General features: G+C 66.5%; 15 protein-coding genes and 2 pseudogenes. 6 read left to right on the top strand and 11 right to left on the bottom strand.

Annotation, left to right across the window (positions count from 1 at the left end):
- Both AAHB17_RS13005 and AAHB17_RS13010 read left to right on the top strand, forming a co-directional pair.
- The coding region (locus AAHB17_RS13005; protein ID WP_342131024.1) for a DUF3489 domain-containing protein at positions 1-264 on the top strand (264 nt) is incomplete at its 5' end.
- The gene (locus AAHB17_RS13010; protein WP_342131025.1) at positions 261-524 is read left to right on the top strand and encodes a hypothetical protein; all 264 of its coding nucleotides are present in this window, start codon (positions 261-263) and stop codon (positions 522-524) included. The genes AAHB17_RS13005 and AAHB17_RS13010, both read left to right, overlap by 4 nt.
- Before the next feature lie 85 nt (positions 525-609).
- On the opposite strand, the gene AAHB17_RS13015 is transcribed toward AAHB17_RS13010, so the two are convergent.
- Together AAHB17_RS13015 and AAHB17_RS13020 are read right to left on the bottom strand one after the other, a co-directional pair.
- Positions 610-1392: an SDR family oxidoreductase gene (locus AAHB17_RS13015; protein ID WP_342131026.1), complete on the bottom strand. Its 783-nt coding sequence runs from the start codon at positions 1390-1392 to the stop codon at positions 610-612.
- On the bottom strand, positions 1389-1715 hold the full coding sequence (locus AAHB17_RS13020; RefSeq protein ID WP_342131027.1) for a nuclear transport factor 2 family protein: 327 nt from the start codon (positions 1713-1715) through the stop codon (positions 1389-1391). The genes AAHB17_RS13015 and AAHB17_RS13020 overlap by 4 nt, the downstream gene beginning before the upstream one ends.
- Before the next feature lie 102 nt (positions 1716-1817).
- Here AAHB17_RS13020 and AAHB17_RS13025 point away from each other — a divergent pair, with 102 nt between their 5' ends.
- Positions 1818-2756, top strand: a complete 939-nt coding sequence (locus AAHB17_RS13025; RefSeq protein WP_342131028.1) for a LysR family transcriptional regulator — start codon at positions 1818-1820, stop codon at positions 2754-2756.
- On the opposite strand, the pseudogene AAHB17_RS13030 reads toward AAHB17_RS13025, so the two are convergent.
- Positions 2744-3133 (bottom strand): annotated as a pseudogene (locus tag AAHB17_RS13030) (isocitrate/isopropylmalate family dehydrogenase); the annotation flags it as partial. The gene AAHB17_RS13025 and the pseudogene AAHB17_RS13030 overlap by 13 nt on opposite strands.
- Between AAHB17_RS13030 and AAHB17_RS24750 the strand changes: the two are divergent.
- Positions 3124-3249, top strand: a pseudogene (locus AAHB17_RS24750) (LysR family transcriptional regulator); the annotation flags it as partial. The pseudogenes AAHB17_RS13030 and AAHB17_RS24750 sit on opposite strands and share 10 nt — an antisense overlap.
- Before the next feature lie 73 nt (positions 3250-3322).
- Here AAHB17_RS24750 and AAHB17_RS13035 read toward each other — a convergent pair.
- From AAHB17_RS13035 to AAHB17_RS13065, 7 genes are all read right to left on the bottom strand, one after another.
- Positions 3323-4441 (bottom strand): hypothetical protein, encoded by a 1119-nt coding sequence (locus AAHB17_RS13035; protein WP_342131029.1) that lies wholly within the window; start codon positions 4439-4441, stop codon positions 3323-3325.
- Positions 4441-5016 (bottom strand): DUF4337 domain-containing protein, encoded by a 576-nt coding sequence (locus tag AAHB17_RS13040; RefSeq protein ID WP_342131030.1) that lies wholly within the window; start codon positions 5014-5016, stop codon positions 4441-4443. Before AAHB17_RS13040 ends, AAHB17_RS13035 begins: the two co-directional genes overlap by 1 nt.
- 158 nt (positions 5017-5174) lie before the next feature.
- Positions 5175-6104, bottom strand: coding sequence for a 3-keto-5-aminohexanoate cleavage protein (locus AAHB17_RS13045; protein WP_342131031.1), 930 nt, complete (start codon positions 6102-6104; stop codon positions 5175-5177).
- 29 nt (positions 6105-6133) lie between these two features.
- Positions 6134-7018 (bottom strand): fumarylacetoacetate hydrolase family protein, encoded by an 885-nt coding sequence (locus tag AAHB17_RS13050; RefSeq protein ID WP_342131032.1) that lies wholly within the window; start codon positions 7016-7018, stop codon positions 6134-6136.
- A 38-nt stretch (positions 7019-7056) separates the two neighbouring features.
- Positions 7057-7986: a VOC family protein gene (locus AAHB17_RS13055; protein WP_342131033.1), complete on the bottom strand. Its 930-nt coding sequence runs from the start codon at positions 7984-7986 to the stop codon at positions 7057-7059.
- Positions 7987-7995: 9 nt separating this feature from the next.
- Positions 7996-8985, bottom strand: a complete 990-nt coding sequence (locus AAHB17_RS13060; RefSeq protein WP_342131034.1) for a Bug family tripartite tricarboxylate transporter substrate binding protein — start codon at positions 8983-8985, stop codon at positions 7996-7998.
- Between the two features lie 33 nt (positions 8986-9018).
- Positions 9019-10659: an FAD-dependent monooxygenase gene (locus tag AAHB17_RS13065; RefSeq protein ID WP_342131035.1), complete on the bottom strand. Its 1641-nt coding sequence runs from the start codon at positions 10657-10659 to the stop codon at positions 9019-9021.
- Positions 10660-10741: 82 nt separating this feature from the next.
- Between AAHB17_RS13065 and AAHB17_RS13070 the strand changes: the two genes are divergently transcribed.
- The gene (locus tag AAHB17_RS13070; RefSeq protein WP_342131036.1) at positions 10742-11650 is read left to right on the top strand and encodes a LysR family transcriptional regulator; all 909 of its coding nucleotides are present in this window, start codon (positions 10742-10744) and stop codon (positions 11648-11650) included.
- Positions 11651-11665: 15 nt separating this feature from the next.
- On the opposite strand, the gene AAHB17_RS13075 is transcribed toward AAHB17_RS13070, so the two are convergent.
- Entirely contained in the window at positions 11666-12133 is a 468-nt protein-coding gene (locus tag AAHB17_RS13075; RefSeq protein ID WP_342131037.1) for an Lrp/AsnC family transcriptional regulator, read from the bottom strand.
- 270 nt (positions 12134-12403) lie between these two features.
- On the opposite strand from AAHB17_RS13075, the gene AAHB17_RS13080 reads away from it, so the two are divergent.
- A complete protein-coding gene (locus tag AAHB17_RS13080) occupies positions 12404-13924 on the top strand; it encodes an amidohydrolase family protein (protein WP_342131038.1) in 1521 nt (506 codons plus the stop codon).
- The last annotated feature ends 12 nt before the right edge of the window (positions 13925-13936 follow it).

Below are 13936 nucleotides of genomic sequence, written 5' to 3' on the forward strand. Positions count from 1 at the left end.
ACCCCAAAATCTCCGCCCAAACCCCAACCAGCCCCTGTTTCCGCTGCGTCCAATCCGGCGACCAAACAATCCCAGCTCATTTCACTTCTGGGCTCCTCAGCGGGTGCGACGCTGGCCCAGATGATGACGCTCACCGGCTGGCAAGCCCACACCGTGCGCGGCATGCTCAGCGGCGCCCTGCGCAAGCGCCTGGGCCTCGATGTCCAAGCTCAGGTGGAGGAGGGCGTCCGGGTCTACCGCATCGTGGAGGGCTCCGCCAAATGAACACCCTGACTGAAATCACCACCGCCGACCGCGAGCTGCTGATCCAACGCTGGGAGTCCCTCTTCGAGCGCGAACCCCCACCCCAGATCCACACTGCCCTGATGCGCCGTGTCGTGGCCTGGAACGTCCAGATGCAGCAAGCAGGCCTGGATCCCTTTGCCGGCCGCCAACCCGGCTCGCGCCCTCCGGTCTCATTCGCCCAATTTGAGCGGGAAGTCAGAGCCGTGATGGCCAACACTGGGCGGATCTCCGCGATCTGAGGAGGTCAAACCCAGAATTTCGCCGTCTTGTCTGGACCGGCAGTGCAAATGGCCTCCTATGCATGCACTGCGCCAGGTCGCGGGTCTAGACCGTGGGAACCGTCCCGCCATCGACCACGTGTTCGGAACCCGACACCGACGCCGCGCGCGGAGACACGAGGAAGGTGATCAGGTCTGCAACCTCCTGCGGCCTGGCAGGCCGACCGACCGGAATTCCACCGAGCCAGTCCATGACCATCTTTTTGCCGCCCTCGTAATCAGTGCCTACTTGGGCCGCCATTCGTTCGGCGAATGCAACCGAAGCCTCGGTCTCAATCCAGCCTGGCGAGACGCGCAGAACGCGGACACCCTTAGGCGTGACCTCTTTCGACAAGGACTTGCTGTAGGTTGAGAGAGCACCCTTCGCTGCGGCGTAGGCGGTGGTCGACTCTGGAAGCGGAAGCACACGCTGAATCGAGGTCACATGCAAAACGACGCCTGTGCCCTTTGCCAACATGGCGGGCAGGAGAGCACGGTCAAGACGAACGGCGGACATGAGGTTCAGGTTCAATTCGTTGAACCACACCGCGTCATCCAGGGCTGCGAAACCGCCTGCCGGTGCGCTCGAACCCCCAAGCGAGTTGATCAAGATGTCGACGCCGCCCCATTGCTCAGCGACCGCGCGCGCAAGCTGTGTCACGCCTTGCGCAGTCGTCAAGTCGGTCTGGACATAGGCCACACCTTCCAGTGGCTTCTCGGGGGCAGAGCGCGCCGTTGTCATCACGTCCACTCCGGCGTCCTTCAGGCTCTTGACGAGAGCGGCGCCCAAACCCTTTGTGCCGCCCGTCACCAGGGCACGCCGTCCTTTGAGTTGGAGGTCGAAGCTCATGCCGTGATCTCCAGTGATGCGATCAGGCCGCGTTCGAGCCGAAAGCGGTAAGACAGATCGACCGGGCTGCCAGGAAAGTTGCCCGTAACTTGTGCGCGGACAACCTGGAAGCCGTCCTCCCGTGCCAGCGCGAACGGCACGGCGGTTGCGCTGTATTTGGCCGATGCCGCAGTCATGAAGGCCTTGATGGCCTCGACGCCCGTGTAGGTGTGGCCGTCGTCCTTCATGACGGCTTGCCCCGTGAAGCAGTACGCCAAGCTCTCAGGGTTGTGTTCGGCCGCGAAGTACGCGGCAATGGGCTCGGGAAGGGTCAAGATGTCCATGTTGAAGGCTCCATATGGTTGATGAGGGCCGTAGGATGCGCTCCGAGATGAATTTAGTGAATGCTCTAGAATTGGCATGGGTTGTGTAGAGAGGAGTGCATAATGCGCGGATCCGAATTCGCGGAACTGAAAGCCTTCGCGGCCGTGGTCGAACGGGCGAGCTTCGCCCGGGCGTCAGAGCATTTGGGCCTATCGCCTTCTGCGCTCAGCCAGACCATTCGGCAGCTTGAAAGCAGGATCGGCGCACGCCTTCTCAATCGCACGACACGAAGCGTCGCACCATCGGCAAGTGGCGAACTGCTCTACAGGCGCATTGCCCCGCTGTTCCGAGAAATGGCGGTTGCAGTCGCTGAGGCCAGTGAAGCTGCAGGGCAGACCATGGGCACGCTTCGTATCAACACGCTGGGAATTGCAGCAAGAACCATCATTGCACCCAGGCTTTCACGCTTCCATCAGGCGTACCCCGACGTGGTGCTCGACATCGTGGTCGATGACGCGTTGGCCGATATCGTGGTTGGACGGTTTGACGCGGGCATCCGTGTGGGTGGTCGTCTTGAGAAGGACATGATTGCCGTTCGTCTCACGCCTGATCTGGACATGGTCGCGGTGGCGTCTCCAGATTACCTTGCGCGCCGAGGTATTCCCAAGACACCCGCCGAATTGCATCAACATACATGCATCAACTGGCGGCTCCAGATGGACGGGAGACACTATCGCTGGGAATTCGAGAAACGAGGAAAACGGCTCGAAGTGGCGGTGGATGGCCCCGTCGTCACCAATCACGCTGACATCGGCGTTGCTGCCGCGCTAAATGGGCTCGGCATCGCCTATCACTTCGAGAGAGATGGCGTGGGAGAGCACTTGGCCCAGGGTAGGTTGGTCCAAGTCCTGGCGGACTGGTCGATCTCGCGCCCAGGGCTGTTCCTCTATTACCCGAACAGGCAGCATCGGCCAGCCCTCCTCGGTGCGTTCATCGACTGCCTGCTGGACAAGGACTTGGCAAAAGACCCTCGCGGGCCTCGGGTCGCCGGACCCGCTTGACCAGCATTCACAGCAATCGCTTTTGGATCGCCCTCTGAGTTTTCACGCACGATGACCCAGTTCAGGTCATCCGGCTTGCAGCGCTTGAGCGGTGCGTCGATGCCCGGCAGGATGCGCGTGGGCCGCACGTTGGCGTACTGGTCGAAACCCTGACAGATCTTCAGGCGCAGGCCCCACAGGGTGATGTGGTCGGGGATGTGCGGGTCGCCGGCCGATCCGAACAGGATGGCGTCCTTGTGGCGCAGCGCGTCCAGGCCCTTGTCCGGCATCATCATGCCGTGCTGGCGGAAGTGATCGCTGCCCCAGTCGAAGTTCTCGAACTCGAAGCGAAAACCCCGGTCCGAGGCGGCCAGCGCCTCCAGCACGGCCCGGCCACTTCACGCCCGATGCGGGCATCCATGCGGTCTACCCGCAGCGCCACCAGATGGCCGCCCGCGTGCGGGCCTTCGTGGACTTCGTGTCGCTCTCGTTTTCAAAACAGGCGCGGGGCTGAGGCGGCTTCGCCTTCAGACGTCCCACTGCGTGGGGCCGCCATGCGCTCGTTTGGCCGCAGAAACCGGATGCGATCAACGCGGTGCGTTGCAGGAGGCGGGGCTGGTGAAGTAGGCGTCGGGGCCGAGCTGTGCCAGCCGGGACAGGTAGCAGTTGTAGTGCAGGCGCCAGGCGTAGGCCTGTTCGTCGCGCAGCAGGCCGGGCACGTTGGCCAGATCGGTCTCGAACACGGCCAGGGACGGCGCGCCCGCCGCCCGCATCACGCCTTCGACGAGCAGCATGTCGGACAGCAGGTAGCCGGCGTGCTGGGGTGCCACGGCCAGCCGATCGATCGTGGCGGCCAAGGGCAGCGGCGCCAGGGCGTCGATGGCCGATGACAGCGTTTCCGAGGCCAGGGGCTGGGTGCCGGGGGGGCGTCCCGCCCAGGTGTTGACCGCCGGCAGGACACCACGGGTCACCGGGCGGCTGACCGCCGTCAGGCCCAGAGGAGGGCCACCCTCCGGGCGCAGGGTCGCCAAGGCGTCGCGGGCCAGCGCCCGGGCACTGGCCAGTTCTGGCGCGGACAGCGGGGCCAGCGCACAAGGTCCTTCGGTGGTGTCGCGCCCCAGCGCGCGGCAGAGCGTCTGGTGCCAGCTCTTCTGGCCCAGCTCGGCGCCGAAGCCGCTGTGCCGGCCCGCCACCTGCAGGCTGCCGCCACCGATGTCGAGCACGTGGCTGGTCGACAGGCGCGCGCCCAGCTGCAGCTGGGCCGCGAGGTGGCCGTAGCCACCCTCGATGACCTGGGGCACCACCAGCACCGGCACGCCGGTCTGGACGTGCAGGCGGGCCATCAGGGCCACGGTGGCGTCGGGTGCCTGCCGCAGCGCCTGGCGCCAGGCCGAGAAGCCGCCTGCCATGGGCGCGCAGGAGGTATCGAACCCGCCTTGTCGGGGCAATTCGCGCAGGGCGGCGGCGGTGGCCGCCTCGCTGGCCTGGAGGCCGAGGCCGGCGGCCAGTGGACCCAGGTAGTCGATGTCGACCCGCGCGGTCGCCGTGCCGCCGCCTGAACGTGCCGAGGTCCCGGCGCGCACGCCGGAGGAGCCGATGTCGAAGGCCACCCGGCACTCCTGGGCCAGGGCACCGCTGCTGGCCGCCCCCAGCACCAGCCCCAGCAGCAACTGCCATGGGGAGCGACGGGCGACGGTGGTGGGCATCAGAGGTGCAGGTAGCCCGCCACGCCCGCCAGCACGCCCAGCGCCGATGCGCCATAGACGCCCGCGAGCATCCAGCGCCTGCGGGTCAGCAGGGTGATGGCCGCCAGCGCGATGCCGATCTGCAGCAGCGTGGTGGCCATGGCCCAGCGCTCGTGCACGTGCATTTCCATCTCGCTGTGCCGGTTGGCGGCTTCCGCCGCCGCCTCCAGCTTCTCGGCCTCGCGCTTGATCTCTTCCTTTTCCTGCTGGTAGCGCCCGACCGCCTGGCGGAACTTCTCCTGGGTTTCGCCGCTGGTCAGCGTGACGGACAGCTCCGCCAGGTTCTGCTTGCTGCTCTTGGCCTGGAAGTAGTTCCACTGGTTGGATGCCGCCGTTTTCTGGATCGAGGCTTCGTTCTTGTAGAGCAGGGCGGCGTTTTGCGAATGCCCGCCCATATAGCCAAAAATGGCGCCGACCGTGGAGAGGACCGCGGTCAACACCGCCAGTCGGGACGTGAAACCATCGCCCCCGTGCTGGGCAACGTGTTCGACCTCGTGGTCATGGGGACCGTGCACATGAAAACCGCCAGCGGACATCCAACGCTCCTGCTCAAAAGAGGCCCCATCCCACCACTGAGGCGGCATGGCGGCAACAAAAACGCCACCGCAAGGGTGGCGAATCAAGGTGGGGCGCGGCTGCCGGACGGCCATACCGCACCTCATACGGTCTGATTTTATCGCGTATCGGAACCGTCTCAGGCAAACGCCACCTGCCGCGCGCCCTTGAGCTGGAGCATGGCCCTGGCCTCGTCCGGGGTGGCCACCTCCAGGCCCAGCTCGGCCAGCAGCCGGCACACCTTGGCCACCTGTGCCGCATTGGAGGGCGCGAGTTTCCCGCGTTCCAGGTACAGGCTGTCCTCCAGGCCCACGCGCACGTTGGCGCCCATGGCCGCGCCCATCACCGCGAAGGGCATCTGCTGCTTGCCGGCGGCGAACATGGACCACACATGGTCGCGACCGAACAGCCGGTCCGCGGTCTGCTTCATCACCAGCACGTTCTCGGGGTCGGCGCCCATGCCACCCATCACGCCGAAGATCGACTGCACCAGGAAGGGCGGCTTGATCAGCCCGGCGTCGACAAAATGCGCGAGGTTGTAGAGGTGCCCGATGTCGTAGCACTCGCATTCGAACTTGGTGCCATGGCCTTCTCCCAGGGTCTGCAGGATGTGGCGGATGTCGCGGAATGTGTTGCGGAAGATGCCGTCTTCGGTGGACAACAGGTAGGGCTGTTCCCACGCGTGTTTCCACTCGCGGGGCTTCTCGGCCATCTTGAACATGGCGAAGTTGATCGAACCCATGTTCAGCGACGCCATCTCTGGCGACGCGCGCATTGCGCCTTGCAAGCGTTCCTCCAGCGTCATGCCGACACTGCCACCGGTGGTGATGTTGACCACCGCGTCGCACGCGGCCGCGATCTGCGGCAGGAAGCGCATGTAGGTGTCGGCGCTGGGTGTGGGGCGGCCATCGGCCGGATCGCGGGCATGCAGGTGCACGATGGCGGCACCCGCCTGCGCGGCGGCGATGCTTTGCTCGGCGATCTCCTGCGGCGTGACCGGCAGGTGGGGCGACATGGTGGGGGTGTGGACCGAGCCAGTGATGGCACAGCTGATGATGACTTTGGACATGTGGGTGTCTGGGCGGGTGGTGGGGGCGGTCAGTCGATGAAGCTCGGGCTCTCGGGTTCGGCGATCACGGCGTTCTGGATGTGGCCGATGCCGTCGATGTCGACCCGCACCACGTCGCCGATGGACAGGAAGCGCGGCGGGTCCATGGCCACGCCCACGCCGGCGGGTGTGCCGGTGGCGATCAGGTCGCCGGGCTCCAGGGTCATCACGGTCGAGAGGTAGGCGATCTGATCCTTGATGTGGTGGATCATTTCGCGGGTGTTGATGTCCTGGCGCAGCTCCCCGTTGACCCACAGGCGCACCCGCAGGTCCTGGGCGTCGGGGACTTCGTCGCGGGTCACGATCCAGGGCCCCACCGGACCGGTGGTGTTGAAGGACTTGCCCAGCGTCATGGTGGCGGAGCGTTTTTGCCAGTCGCGCACCGACACGTCGTTGCAGACGAGGTAGCCGGCGATGACCTCGTGGGCCCGCTCGGGCGGCACGTGCCGGCAGCGGCGGCCGATCACAACCCCCAGCTCGGCCTCGTAGTCGAGCTTGTCGGACACGCGGGGCATGTGCACCGGGTCGTAGGGGCCGTTCACGCAGCTCACCTGCTTGTTGAACCACACCTGGGTATCGGGCACGGCCACGCCGGCGCGCCGGGCTTCCTCGGCGTGGGCGTGGTAGTTCATGCCGATGGCGAGGTACTTGCCGGGGTTGGGCACCGGGGCCTCCAGCCGCACCTCGGCCAGGGCATAACAGGATGCGTGGCTGGCGCGCAGGGTCTGGGCCCGCGCCATCAGCGAAGGCATGGCCAGGAACTCGCGCATGGTGAGCGGGAACGCCGGGTCGGTGGCGGGCAGGTCGATCACCCAGGCGCCATCGATCTTGCCAATCGAGTGACGGCCGCGGCAGGAGAATGTGACGAGTTTCATGTGTGTGGGCGTGCAATGGGTGGCGTGGAAGTTCGGGGTCAGCCGAGCAGGGCGCGCAGCGCGTCGGGGGGCTGGTGGCCCCACTGGCTGATGCGGTCGTACTCGCGGCGGTCGTCCCAGTCGGGGCCGACCACGCGGCCGGTGGCGCCGATCTCGACGCACCAGCCGTCGGGACTGACGGTGTAGAAGCTGACCATTTCGTCGTTGGCGTGCTGGCCCAGCGTGTTGGCCATGGGCACCCGGGCACACAAGGCGTGTTCATAGGCCTGGCCGACGGTGGAGACGGACGCCACTTCAAAGTTGATGTGGTGCAAGGTCGGCACCGGCGCGGCGGGCGGAGGGGTGCCCTCGGGGACGCAGGCCAGCGCCAGCGTGTGGTGCCTCGGGTTGCAGTGCAGGAAACTGACCTGCAGGTCACCGCCCGGCGTGGGCAGGCGCAGCCAGTCCGACAAGGCCATGCCCAGCCCTTCGATGGCAAACCGCCGGGCCGCTGCGTAGGCCTGCGCGTGTGGCAGCTGGAACACCGCATGCCCAAAACCCTGGCCCTGGGTCACGAAGCCACCGGGGTAACGTGGGCTCTGGAACGGTGTGTCCGCCTCGGCCAGGCCACGCACCAGTTCCACCCGCACGCCCCAGGGGGCGCTCACATGGACCATGTGCTGCACGCGGCGTTCCTGGCACTCGGCGGCGCTGGCCTCGATCGGGGCACAGCCCAAGGCCTGCAGGCGGGCCAGGGCGTCCGTCCAGGCGCGCCCGTTGGCCACCTCAAAGCCGAGGCAGATCGCATCGCTGCGTGCACCTGCCTGGGCCCACAGGCGGTGGCATTTGCCATCCAGGCGCCAGCTCATGCGCCCCTGCGGCGTGGGCTGTCCGGGCACCAGCCCGATGTGCTGTTCAAGGTAGTTGGCAAGGCCGGCGAGGTCCTTGCTTTCCAGGCCGATGTAGGCCAGTTCCATTTCACCCCACATGGTGGCACCTCATTGAGCAACGGGTTGGGCGCCAACGTCGCGCAGCACCTGTTCCCAGCGGCTGCGGTCCTTGGCCAGGAAGTCGGCGAACTGGGCCTGACTCAAGGGGCGCGGATAGACACCCATGGCGTCCATGCGTTCGACGATGTCGGGTTGCGCCACCACGGCGTTCAGGTCGCTGTTGACCCGCGCCATGGCCTGTGCGCTGGCCCCCGTCGGCGCCAGGAAACCGAACCAGCCATTGATCACCAGCGACGGATAGGTCTCGCTGGCGGTGGGCAGCTGCCCGCGGTTGGGCAGACGTTCTTCCGAGAAGATGGCCACCGGCTTGAGCCGTCCGCCCTTGACCATGGGGTCGATGGGGGGCACGCCATCGATCAGCATCTGCGCGTCACCGCTGATGACCGCCGCGATGCTTTGTCCGCTGTTGCTGTAGGGCACGGCGCGCAATGGCACGCCCGCGGCCTTGGACAACATATCGACGGCCAGGTGGGGTACGGAATACTGGAACGTGGTCGAGATCACGAAGCGGTCCGGCTGGGCCTTGGCCGCGCGGATCACGTCGGCCAGCGAGGTCGCGCTGGAGCCCGCGCTCACGGCCGCCACCATGGGGCTGATGCCCACCAGCGCCACCGCCGTGAAGTCTTTCACGATGTCGACCTGGGTGGTCTTGTACATGTAGGGCGACAGGGTCAGCACCGAGGCCGGGGAGAACACGAGGATGTGGTCATCGCGTGGCGCGTTGCGGGCCGCCGCCATGCCGACCAGGCCGCCAGCGCCGGGCCGGTTGTCCACCACCACGGGTTGCGACCAGATGCGCGACAGGCGCTCGCCGAGCAGGCGCGCCATGATGTCGGGCGCGGTGCCGGCGGCGGCAGGCACCACCACACGCACGGCCCGCTGGGGCCAGCCGGGCGACTGGGCCCAGGCGGTGGCGCCATGGGCGGCGCACAAGGCGGCTGCCAGCAGGCCCAGGGTGTGTCGACGTCGTGTTGTCATGGGAGTCTCCAGGTGTTGTTTGAGTTCGGGAATTCAGGCGGCGCCGCGCGCCACGGCCAGCGCGGCAATGGCCGCCGTGGCGCTGTTGCCGCGCCAGGCCACGTGGTGGTCTGGGCGCACCAGCACCAGATCGGCGCCGTAGCGGTCGCGCAGTTCGGCGGTGTCCAGGGGCAGGTGCTTGAGCGGCAGGCCCGTGGCGTGGGCAGCGTCCAGCACGGGCTGCGCATGTCGGTGTGCGTATGGCCGCGTGGACAACAAGGTGAGGCTGCCAGATGCGAAGTGGTCGAACAGGGATGCGCCGTGGGCGCGGCCTGCGTCGAGCCAGACATGGGGTGCGCGGCAGCCTGGCCTCGCATGGGCCTCGTAGCGTGGTCCGGGCACCCACGGTGCGCTGTCCTGTGGCTCCCGCGCCAGCACCGGTGACGTTTCATAGTGCGCGCCAAGCACCACGCCCAGCGAGTCGAACTCGGGCTGCTTCACCGTCTGGATCAGCGTGGCCACGTCGGCGCGGGCCTGGTCGCCGGCCGGACCCGCCTGTTCCAGGTCGGGGCGCAACAAGGCCTCGGAGCGGTAGCTGTGGTTGAGCACCGATTCGCCGATCACCCGCTGGTGCACCTGGCGGCGTTCGATCTCGTAGCTGTCCAGCAGCGCGGGCCCGCCCCAGCCCGACAGCACGGCCGCCAGCTTCCAGCCCAAGTCGACCGCATCGCCAATGCCCATGTTCATGCCGTGACCGCCGAAAGGCGGGTGCAGGTGGCAGGCGTCACCCGCGAGGAACACCCGGCGGTCGCGGTAGCGATCGGCCACCAGCTGGTGGGCGGTCCAGTCGTCGCTGCCCAGCACCTCGATGTCGGTGGCAAAACCCAGAGCGCGGGTGATCAGCGCCTCGGGTGGGGCATCGTTGTCGGCGTCCGCGGGCCGGGCGTGGCCGAACGTCCAGAGGTCACCGTCATCCAGGGGCGCCAGCACCGAGGGCATGTCGGGGTTGATCAGCCAGTACATCACCGCGGGACCGAAGTGGTGCTGGCTGGCCAGCCGGGGCGCCCTGAACACGTGGTTGCGGTGCATGGACAGCGGCGAGACGCCGGCCATCTTGATGCCCAGCTGGTCCCGCACCGTGCTGCGCGCGCCATCGGCGCCCACCAGGTAACGCGCCCGCACGGTGGAGCGCTGGCCGGAGGCCACGTCTTCCAGCGTGGCCTCCACCCGGTCCTGGTCCTGGCGCAGCGCACACAGGCGCAGGCCCTCGCGCAGCGCCACGCCGCCACAGGCCAATGCATGCTCCCTGAGCACCTGCTCCACCTTGTACTGGGGTATCCACTGCGCGTGTTCGGAGAAGCGGTCATCGCGCTCGGGGGCGCAGTAGAAGGCGTTCTCGAAGCGGGTGAGTTCGTGGCCGTCCATGCGGGTGGCAAACACCACGTTGGACGGGTAGTCGACCCCGAAGGGCGAGGCATCGGCCAGGTGGCCGGCGATGCCCCAGCGGCGCAGCAGCTCGCGGGTGCGCACGTTGGTGGTCTTGGCACGTGGCGCCAGGCCGGCGCGCGACTGGCATTCGACCAGCAGACACGCCTGGCCCTGTTGCCCCAGCTCCAGGGCCAGCGCCAGGCCCACCGGTCCGGCGCCAATGATGAGCACCTCGGTCTCGGTGGGGACTTCGGTCTGAATGGGCATCGTGATCGCTCCTTGACTTGATGTGGGGCGGAGCTTAGTCAGGCCATAATCATTTGAAAACCAGATGGATTTGATTCAGGTCATGAAAAAATTCGATGGCGATCTGCAGCTGGGTGATTTGCGTGCGCTGCTGGCGCTGGTGGCGGCAGGCACGGTGACCAAGGCCTCCGAGGTCTTGGGCATGAGCCAGTCGGCCCTGAGCTACCAGCTCGAACGCATGCGCCGGCAGTTCGGTGATCCCTTGTTCGTTCGCGTGGGCAACCGCATGGCACCCACGCCCCGGGTGGAAAACCTGCTGTTGCCGGCGGCACAGGTGCTGCGCATCGTGGATACCGAGATCAAGGGCCAAACGGCCTTCGAACCGGCATCCAGCGAACGGGTGTTCAAGATCAGCGTCAACGAGATCGGCGCCATCGCCCTGGTCCCCAGGCTGCTGCGCCGGTTGGCGGTGGTGGCGCCCCACACCCGCCTGACCCAGAAACAGATGGACCCACAAAGCCTGAGCGCCGACCTGGAGAGCGGCGCGCTGGACCTGGCCGCGGGCTACATCGACACGGTGAACCATGGCCTCGTGGGCCGCCTGCTGTACCGCCGCGACTACGTGTGCATCGCCTCAGCGCGCCACCCACGCATACGTGCGTCCATGGGCTGGAAGCAGTTGCGAACGGAAGTCCACCTTCAGAACCCGGGCATCGCCCGGGTGAACGACTGGATACGCGATCTGATCGCGGGGCAGGGGCATCCCATGGCGCCGCTCATGTTGACCCACCACGTGGCGGCGATGCCCTTCCTCGTGGCCGAGAGCGATCTGATCGCGTTCGTGCCGCGCGAGGTGTTCGAGTTGTTCCAGTCCATCGCCGACATCAAGTGCGTGACCATTCCCGTGAAGCTGCCCACGATCGAAATTCACCAATACTGGCATCCCCGCCTGAATGGCGATCCGGGACACAAGTTCTTCAGGGACCTGGTGTTTGAGGTGGCGCACCCGTAGTGCGTCCATTGGTGTTCAGGCGTGGCCCAAGGGCAGGGCGGTCTTGTAGCGCACCTGCTTGAGCGCGAAGCTGGAGCGGATCTTTTCGACCTGCGCGATGGGTGAGAGCTGCTCCAGGATGAAGCTCTCCAGCGCCGGCATGTCGGGCACGGCAACCCGGATCAGGTAGTCGGCGTCGCCCGTCATCAGGTAGCACTCCATGACCTCGTCGCGCATGGCGATGCGCTGCTCGAACTCCTCCAGCGCCTGCCGGTTCTGCTGTTTCAGGCTGATGGAGATGAACACATTCAGGTGCAGCCCGAGCTGTTTGGCGTCCAGCAGGGCCACGTACTGTCGGATCAGGCCGCTGGCCTCCAGCGCCCGCACCCGCGCCAGGCAGGGGGACGGGGACAGGTGCACGCGCTTGGCCAGCTCCACATTGGACAGGCTGGCATCACCTTGCAAGGCTTCAAGGATGCGCAGATCGGTGGCGTCGAGGTTCATTCTGCTTCTGTGGGGCTGATGTTCGAAAGATTATGCGGGGAAAGGCGGATTTTCTCGTCGCATTCGACGGTGGCCTCTGGGGTGCGCATGGCGATGCCTTTTCCTGATCAGGCTCTTGAAATTGGCATCTTTCGATCCGGGGTGGGGGCTTCTACATTCGCGCCCCAGGCCCCGTCCTTCACCCGTTGACGGAGGGATGGGTCTGGCGGGCGCAGCCGTTGTCCACAGCGGCGCGCACTTTCGACGAGACAAGGAAAGTCAGAGATTCAAATGACAAGCAAACGTATTCTCATGGCGGGCATCGCGCTGTCCACACTGACCGCCGTGCTCATCGCATGTGGTGGTGGTGACCCTGTCGATGTCACCAGCGGCACGGTGATTCGCAACGTCAACGTGGTTGACACCCGCTCGGGCACGGTGCGGCCCGCGATGGCGGTGGCGCTGGAGGGAGACACCATACGCAAGGTGGTGCACGACGCCGACGTGCGCGTGGCCAGCGGCGTGACGGTGATCGATGGAAGCGACCGCTACCTGATCCCCGGCCTGCTCGACATGCACGTCCATTCTTTGGCGGCCGGTGCCAATGCCTCCGCCCACTGGCGCCTGCACGTGGCCAACGGCGTGACCGGCGTGCGACAGATGGCCGGATCGACCGGCTTGCTGTCACTGGCACAGGAGGTCAATGCGGCCGCTGCCGCCGGACAGCTGACCGCCCCCGAGATCCTGCAGACGCCCGGGGACATCTTCACCGGCCCCTACACGCCGGACCAGGCCAAGGCCCAGGTGCTGGCGCAAAAGCAGCAGGGTGCGTCCTTCCTCAAGGTGGTCAGTGGCAGCCGCGATGCCGTGCTTGCGGTGTTGGCCGAGGGCAAGGCACAGGGCCTGCGCGTGGCGGGGCACATTCCGCTCGCGATGCGTTTTGACGACGCGGCCGAAGCCGGCTGGGGCTCGATAGAACACGTGGGCGCTGGCCTGGGCATGGGGCTGGACTGTTCGAGCGATGAGACCGCGGTGCGCCAGGCCCTGCTGGGCGGGCAGGGCGCGGCGCCTGTGAATTCGCCGCTGGCCATTCTCAGCCCCATGATCTTTCGCGCCTTGGATGCGCCTTTCTACCGTCGGGTCACGCAGACCTTCGACGCCAGCAAATGTGCGGCCATCGCACGCAAGCAGGCCGCGCTCGGCACCTGGCATGTGCCCACGCTGGTTCGCCTGCGCGGGATGGACTTCAGCGACGACGCACTCTACGCGCAAGACCCCCATCTCAAGTACGTGGACAAGGCCACGCGTGCGCTGTGGCTCCAGTTGGCAGCCCAGTTCACCGCCACCGTGCCGGCCGATGCCGCGCAGAGTTTTCGCGACTACTACGGCACCTACAAAGCGGTGTTGAAGATCCTGCAAGAGCAGGGTGTGCAGATGATGACGGGCTCGGACGTGGGGGGCATCTGGGTCATCCCAGGTTTTGGCCTGCACGAGGAATTCAAGCAACTGGCGGCGGCCGGCCTGTCGCCGACCACCGTGTTGCAGATGGCCACCATCAACCCTGCCCGCTTCCTGGGGCGAGAGGCACGCATGGGCACGGTGGAGGAGGGCAAGCGGGCGGATCTGGTGCTGTTGCGTGCCAACCCCCTGCAGGACGTGTCCCATCTCGGCACGATCGCCTCGGTGTTCCTGCGCGGCCGTCACCTGGACAGCGTGGCACTGGAGAAGATGAAGGCCGATGTGGCTGCCGCGTACGAAGCGGCACCTCTGTTGCCGGCCAGCACCGCCATCGACACCAGCCACGTGCATTGAGTCGAATCGCAA

The organism is Hydrogenophaga sp. OTU3427, from assembly GCF_038440225.1.
In the GTDB taxonomy this organism is placed as follows: Bacteria; Pseudomonadota; Gammaproteobacteria; order Burkholderiales; family Burkholderiaceae_C; genus Hydrogenophaga.